The 9,626-nt window shown below is 28.8% G+C and carries 9 protein-coding genes; all 9 read left to right on the top strand.

Annotated elements, in window-relative coordinates; translation table 11 throughout:
- Positions 1-2,380 (top strand): S-layer homology domain-containing protein (locus tag B5X81_RS22735; RefSeq protein ID WP_139380441.1); only part of this gene is annotated, 2,380 nt, incomplete at its 5' end.
- Positions 2,381-2,962: 582 nt separating this feature from the next.
- The gene (locus tag B5X81_RS22730; protein WP_079495204.1) at positions 2,963-4,042 is read left to right on the top strand and encodes an NAD(P)H-dependent flavin oxidoreductase; all 1,080 of its coding nucleotides are present in this window, start codon (positions 2,963-2,965) and stop codon (positions 4,040-4,042) included.
- A gap of 400 nt (positions 4,043-4,442) precedes the next feature.
- On the top strand, positions 4,443-5,342 hold the full coding sequence (gene spoIIGA / locus B5X81_RS22725; RefSeq protein WP_079495203.1) for a sigma-E processing peptidase SpoIIGA: 900 nt from the start codon (positions 4,443-4,445) through the stop codon (positions 5,340-5,342).
- 12 nt (positions 5,343-5,354) lie between these two features.
- Positions 5,355-6,086 carry an RNA polymerase sporulation sigma factor SigE gene (gene sigE / locus B5X81_RS22720; RefSeq protein ID WP_079495201.1) on the top strand — a complete coding sequence of 244 codons (732 nt, stop codon included), beginning with the start codon at positions 5,355-5,357 and terminating at the stop codon, positions 6,084-6,086.
- Positions 6,087-6,280: 194 nt separating this feature from the next.
- Positions 6,281-7,066 carry an RNA polymerase sporulation sigma factor SigG gene (gene sigG / locus B5X81_RS22715; RefSeq protein WP_079495200.1) on the top strand — a complete coding sequence of 262 codons (786 nt, stop codon included), beginning with the start codon at positions 6,281-6,283 and terminating at the stop codon, positions 7,064-7,066.
- Positions 7,067-7,198: 132 nt separating this feature from the next.
- A complete protein-coding gene (locus B5X81_RS22710; protein WP_079495198.1) occupies positions 7,199-7,537 on the top strand; it encodes a YlmC/YmxH family sporulation protein in 339 nt (112 codons plus the stop codon).
- Positions 7,538-7,632: 95 nt separating this feature from the next.
- Positions 7,633-8,091, top strand: a complete 459-nt coding sequence (nrdR, locus tag B5X81_RS22705) for a transcriptional regulator NrdR (RefSeq protein WP_079495196.1) — start codon at positions 7,633-7,635, stop codon at positions 8,089-8,091.
- Between the two features lie 21 nt (positions 8,092-8,112).
- Positions 8,113-8,934 (top strand): peptidoglycan editing factor PgeF, encoded by an 822-nt coding sequence (gene pgeF, locus B5X81_RS22700; protein ID WP_079495195.1) that lies wholly within the window; start codon positions 8,113-8,115, stop codon positions 8,932-8,934.
- A gap of 46 nt (positions 8,935-8,980) precedes the next feature.
- The gene (locus B5X81_RS22695; RefSeq protein WP_079495193.1) at positions 8,981-9,547 is read left to right on the top strand and encodes a glycerol-3-phosphate responsive antiterminator; all 567 of its coding nucleotides are present in this window, start codon (positions 8,981-8,983) and stop codon (positions 9,545-9,547) included.
- Positions 9,548-9,626: the final 79 nt, after the last annotated feature.

Raw genomic sequence — 9,626 nt, 5'->3', positions numbered from 1 at the left:
AGATGGAAAGGTATATGTACTGGGAAGAGATAACTATAAGCTGGCCGAAAGGCCCTACGGGTTCAAATTTGAAGAAGATTCCTATATAGAAAAGGAATTAATCAGAACAGACGGAAAGGAATTAAAAATTGATGCAGTAGGTAGAATCTATTTAAATGAAGATGATACAAAATATTATAGAGAAAATAATATAGCTGTAAATGCACCAAATACCCTTAAAGTACTGCTGAAGGATAAATTCAGCAATATTACAGAAAAAGAAATTGCAGTAAAAGATAAGGATGAAATTATATACGGAGAAGTACCAGATGATATAAGAGATATTATAGAAGGAGATAAAAATAGTTCTAAAGATAAAGTAGAAGATGAAGATATAGTTATTACTGACCCAGACATTGATGAAGAAATAAAGGAGGATATAATAGACACAATTAATGATACCGATGTAAAGCCTGGGGATACAGACCTTAATAGTGGTGAAGGAGAGCTAATCATTGATATATCCGATAGAATAAGTAATAAATACAGAAATGGAGATTATGGATATAGACTAGATATTATAAAAAAGGAAAATATGAAGCTAGTTTATACTAAAATACTGGATAAACCCCAAAGGGTGGAAATCCCTAAACTCCAGGACAGCACAACATATATAGTGAGAATAAGCATATTAAAGGGAAATAAAGAATTAGCATTTAAAGAAATAGAAAAAATGACAAAGGATAGAACAGCTCCGGTCATAGAAAAAATATTTGTTCGTAATAACAAAGTCAATGTAATAGCAAAGGATAATATCAAGCTCCACAGCAGAGCCTATAAATTTAATATAGTAGGGAAAGATTCCTTAGCCGTGAAAGATGGAATCACTGTTAATAAAGGAATACTTGTTGCAGGTACAGATAACTCACTGGACATTAGACTACTTGCATCCAGTCTTAAATGGGCTCAGGGAAGTTGGCAAAATACAAATGTAGGAGACTTTGATCCTGGAACAAAAGTGACAGTAACAGTAAGAGATGCCGAAGGCAACTGGACACAATCCGAGGAAATACTGACAGATGAAAATGGAATATTACAGGAAACTGTAAATCCCGATGATCCGCTAAAAGTAGATAAAGGATCTTCCCTTGATATTGATGAGATAATAAAAAAGATAATCGATGAATTAGGTGAAAATATTAACCCTAAAGATTTAGATATTAAAATTATCCAAGGTGATGCTGACATAGAAGATGGAAAAATTAAAATAAAGGGTAATGGAAATATCATTGTGAGTATAAAAGACCTGACTGACAATAGAACCATACAATATCTCCTTAATGCAGTAGATGATAATGATACTTTCAAAAGAAGGATCATAGTTGAAAAGAAAAGCCAGACAAATCTAGAATTGGCATTTAAAGATGCTCTAATAGATGAATTTGGAGAAAACAGAGAAATTACCTTTGAGACTACAGATGAAAACATAAGTATAGAAGATTATGTACTTAAAGCAAATGAAAATGGAATAGGTACTATTACAGCAAGTAATGGAAGTAAAAATATTAAGCTCTATGTAATTGTGGCAGATTCTATCTCCAATGTTAGAAGCAATATAGAAAAAATAGATGATAACGTGGCATATACAATACTAAAGAATAAGGAGATAGATACTAAGGAGTATATAAAGCTGGAAGGTGAAAATGTAGAAAGTAAATACTTGATTATTGAAAGCGACAGCAAAAATATTATATTTAATAGCAGCTTTAAATTCAAAGCAGTAGAAGAAGGAATAGCTAATATAAGGGTAATAGACCTTACAAAGGGAAAGATTAGAAATATTAACTTTAAAGTTGTAGATATTAAGCCTTCAGATGAAAAGCCTAAGGATACACAAAACCACTGGGCCAATGAAAGCATAGAAAGATCTATTTCAAAGGGTATTGTTAAAGGATACGAGGATAACACCTTCAGGCCCGATGAAAAGGTATCTACTAAAGAGTTTTTAGTAATGCTTAACAAAGTGAAGCTCCTAACTGGTAGAGAAGATAAAAAATTAAATTCAATAAATCTAAATAAAGCCGATTGGAGCTATTATGAAGTTGCCAATGCAACTATGGGAATTAAAGAAGAGAATCTAGACTTTTTAAACAATAATGAATGGAATAGAGATTTAACAAGGGAAAAGGCAATATATTTGATATCTAAGATTTTAGATATAGAATCTGTTTCTCAGGTTGATTTTACAGATATAAAAAATTCTAAATATACAGAGTCAATAAAAGAAACAGGAAGCATATTAAAAGGCTATGAAGACGGAAGCTTTAAAGGAAACAAAATTATAACCAGAGCTGAAGCGTTAACCCTTATTAGCAGGATATTAGAAGAGTGTAGTAATTGAAGATAAATATATGTATCAGGGTTGATACTCATATTAAGATTTATTAAAGCATATATGTGAAAATACACAACACTAAAGATTATAATCTTTAGTGTTGCGTATTCATAAATAAAGTTTAAAATATATTTGCTTTTTAAAAATATAATTATGATTTATTTATAGTAAAACAATGTTAAACTTACTATATTGTCTACAAGCTGAAAATGTATAATTATTTAGGAGAATATAAGAATAAAATTAGAGGGATATCTGTTATGAAAAATATAATTACTCGAGATGTATAAAACCAGTATCCTTATACCAAAAGTGAAACCATTGAGAGAGAAGGTGCAAGTCGTTGATTTAAGATGTTAATTAATCCTAAAAGCCTTCTCAATAAAAAAAAATTACATCCTAGTTTATACAGCTGATGGGAACTAGAAAGTTTCAAAATAGTATTTGGATGAGATTTTATACCTGCTGAAATATTAAATAATTAAAAGTAAAGCAAAGTATTTACATTGACATATTATCTAATATTTCATATAATTTGAATATTAATTTATAATTTAATATAATATATTTCCAAAGGAGAGAATTTATATGAAGATACCTCCATTAAAAATAGGTGATTTAGTTGCAAAGGTTCCAATCATTCAAGGTGGAATGGGTGTTGGGGTTTCTCTTTCAAATTTGGCATCAGCAGTGGCTAATGAAGGAGGCATAGGTGTTATATCAGGGGTTCAAATAGGATTTAAAGAAAAGGATTTTAAATCAGATAACGATACTGCCAATGTAAGAAGTCTAATTAAAGAGATTAGAAATGCAAGAAAGCTGAGCCCTAAGGGTATTCTAGGAGTTAATATGCTATCTGCAGTTAATAATTACAAAGAAATGGTAAAAGCTGCAGTAAAGGAAAAAATAGATTTAGTTATTTCAGGAGCAGGACTTCCTAAAAACTTGCCGGAATTAATTAAAGGTTCTGATACAAAGATAGCACCCATAGTATCCTCAGGTAAAGCAGCATCTATAATAGCAAAAGTTTGGGATAGAAAGTATAAATATCTGCCAGATGCTGTGATTGTAGAAGGTCCTTTAGCTGGAGGCCATTTAGGATTTTCCCTGGAGCAGTTAAATGCTGTAAAGCCACCAAGTTTAAGCGACTTAGTTAAAGAAGTAATAGAATCTTTAAAGCCCTTTATGGAAAAATATAAAAGAGATATTCCAGTAATTGCAGCGGGTGGAATTTACTCAGGTAAAGACATTGCAAAGTATCTAAATATTGGAGCTTCAGGTGTTCAGATGGCAACAAGGTTTGTTGCTACAGAAGAATGTGATGCACATATAAACTTTAAGAAAGCATATATTTCTGCAAATGAAGAAGATATACAGATTATTAAAAGTCCTGTTGGAATGCCTGGAAGAGCTATTAGAAATGCTTTTGTTAGATCTATTGAAGAAAAAAGGCTTAAAGTGAAAAAATGCTACAATTGTCTAAAACCCTGTGATCCAGCAACTACTCCATATTGTATATCCGATGCTTTAATAAGGTCCGTTGAGGGAGATATAGAAAATGGACTTGTTTTTGTAGGAACCAATGCCTATAGAATGACTAAAATAACTACAGTTAATAAGCTTATGGAGGAATTAGTTGAAGAAACAAAAGAGTATTTGAATATATAATTTATTAGGAATCCTGTATTCTTTACAGGATTTTTATTTTTTTTGAATATTTAAAAACTATACGGACTAGCAGCTTTTATTAAAAATAATTATGCAATTTACTCAAGTATAAAAATTTTGTATTATAAAAATCTTATTTCGACTTCACAGAATGACATTTTTTTGAAAAGACAACTAATATAATAGACATATAATATAGATAAACTGAATAATTAATAATATGTAGAATTGTTTTTTTACCATAGATAAACAACTCTATCATTTAGAATAAATTTTAGATGTAGCTAAATAATGTATAGTTAGTCTTTGAGATTATTTCACTATAAAATAATCGAGACTCTTACATTTTTTATCTAGAATTTGTCTTGAAGGTTGTTTATCTTCATATTGGGGTGAAAAAATGTTAGAGATATATGCTGAATATTTGTTTTTAGAAAATTTCATAATGAATTTATTAATTCTACATATAACAAGCTATTTTTGTAAATACCAAGGCCGGTTTTACAAATTAATGATAGGAGCTAGTGTTGGAGCTCTTTATGCTTTTATATTTTTTTTTCCATCATTACATTTTCTTTTTTCATTTTCTATGAAATTGGTTATATCAATGCTAATAATTGTTATATCTTTTACGCCACATAAATTTAGAGATTTTTTTAAATATTTAAGTATTTTCTATTTAGTTACTTTTGTATTTGGCGGAACTGCTTTTGCTTTTTTCTATTTTACTAATTTTGATTCAATATTAAGCAATGGTATATTTTATAGCAATAACTTTAGTATAAGGGTGTTGCTTTATTCAGTGGCTGTGGCTTATATATTGATTGTATTAAGTATAGGTTATATTAAAAATAAAGTTAATAAAGAAAATCTATATAAAAAAATTGTAATAGAATTCGATAGTAAGCAGAAGGAAATTAGTGCATTGATTGATACAGGGAATTCTCTTTCGGATCCAATATCTAAATTTCCAGTAATAATTGTGGAGTATAGTGCAATTGAAGAATTGTTACCGGAAAAAGTTAAAGAGATATTTAAAAATGGTAATTGTAATAAGCTTGATCAAATAACAACTATACTTCAAAATACTAATTGGATGAATAGATTTAGAATAATACCTTTTACTTCTCTAGGTATGGAAAATGGAATGTTAATTGGGTTTAAACCTGATAGTGTAAAATTGAAAATTAAAGGGGATGTAATGAATTTAAGAAGGATTATTGTTGGTATAAGTACAAATAGACTATCAAAGAATGGGGATTATAAAGCTTTATTAAATCCTGACATTTTAGTATCATAAGGAGGTATGCAAATGTCTTATTTTAATACGCTGAAAATAAAAATTAGAAATGAACTCATGAGGTTAATTAAAAAACTTAATATTTTTATTGAAGATACTATTTATTATATAGGTGGTAATGAAACTCTTCCGCCTCCATTAAGTTCAGATGAAGAATTTTTATTTGTATCAAAACTACAAGAAGGTGATGAGTCTGTTAGGAGTGTACTTATAGAACGTAATCTTAGGTTAGTTGTTTATATAGCTAGAAAATTTGAAAATACAGCCATAGGAGTTGAAGATTTAATATCAATAGGAACTATTGGACTAATAAAAGCAGTAAATACCTTTGATCCATATAAAAAAATAAAACTTGCTACATATGCTTCAAGATGTATAGAAAATGAAATTCTTATGTTCTTAAGAAGAAATAATAAGATTAAATCTGAAATTTCTATTGATGAACCACTTAATATTGATTGGGATGGAAATGAACTATTACTATCAGATATTCTAGGTACAGAGAATGATTTAATTTATAAAAATCTAGAAGAAGAGATAGATAGAGAGCTTCTAAAGATCGCTTTAAGGAAATTATCTCAAAGAGAAAAGAAAATAATGGATTTAAGATTTGGGCTATCAAATGGAGAAGAAAAAACACAAAAGGAAGTGGCTGATATGTTAGGCATTTCTCAGTCTTATATCTCTAGACTTGAAAAGAGAATAATATTTAGATTAAAGAAAGAAATTAATAGAATGATTTAAAATAGCGGGAAATATTAACTCGCTATTTTTTTATATAAAGCTGAAACCTAGAGTTCATAAAGGGTATAAAAATTATAGAATTATATGGTAATTAATTCCATGTTAATATAAAGTTTATTAAGTATTAAATAGCTCTTTTTAGGCAATAATTTTTTTATGAAAGGGGGAATTCTTGAATAGGAGGGCATGACTTAATGTATAACAACAAAGTTGAAATATGTGGAGTTAACACTTCGAAGTTACCTGTACTAACAAACAAGGAAATGCGTAAATTATTCCCCTTAATACATAATGGAGATACAAAGGCCCGTGAAAAGTTTATAAGAGGGAATTTAAGATTAGTTTTAAGTGTTATTCAACGCTTTAACAATAGAGGAGAATATGTTGATGACTTATTTCAAGTAGGATGCATAGGATTAATAAAGGCCATTGACAATTTTGATTTAAGCCAAAATGTTAAATTTTCAACCTATGCAGTACCAATGATTATTGGAGAAATTAGAAGATACTTAAGAGATAATAATTCAATTAGAGTAAGTAGATCCTTGAGGGACAAGGCATACAAAGCTTTACAAGTGAGGGATCAGTTGATCAATAAAAATTCAAAGGAACCTACTATTGCTGAAATATCAAAGGAACTGAATTTATCAAATGAAGATGTGGTATTTGCCTTAGATGCAATTCAAGATCCAATTTCATTATTTGAGCCTATATACCAAGATAGTGGCGATGCTATTTTTGTTATGGATCAGGTTAGTGATGAAAAAAGTGTGGATGAAAGTTGGATTGAAGGAATTGCGTTAAGAGAAGGGTTAAGAAAGCTTAATGATAGAGAAAAATTAATACTTAGCCTTAGGTTTTTTAAAGGTAAAACTCAGATGGAAGTGGCAGAAGAAATAGGTATATCTCAGGCTCAGGTTTCAAGGCTAGAGAAAACTGCACTCAAGCATATGCAAAAGTATATTAAAGACTCTTTTTAGAGTCTTTTTTAAGTTGAATTTTAAATAAGGTAAAAAATGATGAATATAATTAAATTTAATTAATATTTATTATATATATGGATAAGCATGTCTAAGATTAAATTTAATATAAATTTAAAGAGAGGTGTTTTTATGATTACTACAGCAGATTTAAGAATGAAAGAAGTTATAAATGTAGTAGATGGTAGTCGGATAGGTTTTATATATGATTTTGAAATAAATATAGAAAAAAATAGAGTGGAAGCTATTATAGTACCAAAGGAAGGAAAATTTCTAAAAATATTTATGCGGGAAGATGATTATGTCATACCTTGGAAAAGGATAGTGAAAGTAGGTCAAGATATAATACTAGTTGAATTAAAGGATTCTCCCTATTATAAAGAAAAAGAAAATAAGAATAGTAATGTTAATTTTTTGCTTGACAATTTTAAGTTAGATGAGAAAGAAAAAGATGATGATAGTTCAAAATAATTTTTGATTTGTACCTCCACAAGTAGTGAGCTATCCATAGACTAAAGCTCAAAAATATTATATAATTTTATTAAATTTAGTTAGGAGGTATTTTAATGAATTGTCCATATTGCTCCCATTATGAAACAAAGGTAGTAGATTCTAGACCTACTGATGAAGGACAAGCGATAAGAAGAAGAAGAGAGTGTCTAAATTGTAAAAAAAGGTTTACTACATATGAAAAAGTTGAAGAAATACCTATTGTAATAGTAAAAAAAGATGGTAATAGACAATCTTTTAATAGAAATAAAGTTATTAATGGTATGATTAGAGCATGTGAAAAAAGACCAGTATCTATGCAATTAATTGAAAAAACAGCGGATGAAATAGAAAGACATCTTAATAATAGTATGGAAAAGGAAATTCCATCTGAATATATTGGTGAGTTAGTCATGAATTCATTAAAGGAAATTGATGACGTTGCTTATGTTAGATTTGCATCGGTTTATAGACATTTTAAAGATATAAATACATTTATGGATGAATTGAATAAATTATTAAAGGAGAGAAAATAATTTCCTAAAGGTGATATAGGTATGAAAAAATGGAAATTTCAAAAATATAAGGAAAATAAAGTATTGTATTTTAAAATCCCTTCATTTGATGAATCAGGTTTAGTTAAACATTGCTTTACAACAAGAATGGGAGGGGTTAGCAGGCCACCCTATAACTCTATGAATTTAGGTATTAAGACATTTGATAATAAAAGTAATATATTAACAAACTATGAGATAATATGCAAAACGCTAGAAATAGATATTAATAATTTAGTTGTTTCTGATCAGGTTCATAAGGATAAAATATTATTAGTAGATGAGGAGCATAAAGGCAATGGAATATTATATGATTCTAAGTTTAGTGAAATAGATGCATTAATTACGGATAAGCCGAATATTTCTTTGGTTACTCTATACGCTGATTGTGTTCCCATATTTATACTGGATAAAAAAAGAAAGATTATTGCTCTAGCCCATGGAGGCTGGAGAGGAACAGTAAAAAAAATTGCTGGAAAGGTTATCAAACGCATGATCTGTGATTTCAACACTGATCCAAGGGATTGCATTATTGGAATTGGGCCGTCTATAGGTAAATGTTGTTATGAAGTAGATGATTATGTAATTGATATATTTAAAAGTAACTATGAGAATGCAGATGAGTTTTTTGAAGATAAAGGAAATGGAAAATACTTTTTAGATTTATGGAATTTAAATAAAAAATCATTAGTTGAAGTAGGAGTACCTTCTCAAAATATAACTATAAGTAATATATGTACAAAATGCAATAATGATATTTTCTTTTCTTATAGGGCTGGAAATGGTCAAACTGGAAGAATGGCGGCTATACTTCAGTTAATATAAAAAATTATTTATATATAATGGTTTTACTTATTGAGAGGTGAGAGATTTGGGAGATGCTTTTTTTGATAAGATATATTTAAATCCAATTATTGCAGCTGTAAGTGACATTGAAAAGCTTGAAAAAGCTATAGAATCTCCTTGTGAAATTATTTTTTTGCTAACAGGTAGTATTTTTAATCTTAAGGATATAGTTAGTAAAATCAAAGAAAAGAATAAAAGTATATACATTCATATAGATTTATTAGATGGCTTTTCTAGAGATATTATTTCACTTAAATATATTAATGATAATATAAAGCCTGATGGTATAATTACTACAAAGAGCAATTTGATAAAGCATGCAAAGGGAATGGGGCTGCTAACCATCCAGAGACTATTTATGTTAGATTCCTTATCCTTGGAAACAGGCATAAGATCCATAAGATCTACTAATCCCGATGCAGTTGAAATAATGCCCGGTATTATGCCAAAAGTTACAAACATTATACATAATGCAACTAAAATTCCAATTATAGCAGGTGGTTTAATAATGGATAAAGAAGACGTAATTCAAAGTTTGAAAGCCGGTGCAATTGGAATATCAACAAGTAAAGAGGAAATATGGGATATGTGATAATTATTAGAATTTATTTCAAAATATCTGCTGTTTGTTAGGAAATTTTGATATGTATAAATTAATTGTTTTGCTGGAA

This window comes from Maledivibacter halophilus, from assembly GCF_900167445.1.
GTDB lineage: Bacteria > Bacillota > Clostridia > Peptostreptococcales > Caminicellaceae > Maledivibacter > Maledivibacter halophilus.
This window is presented reverse-complemented; position numbering and strand designations above follow the sequence as displayed.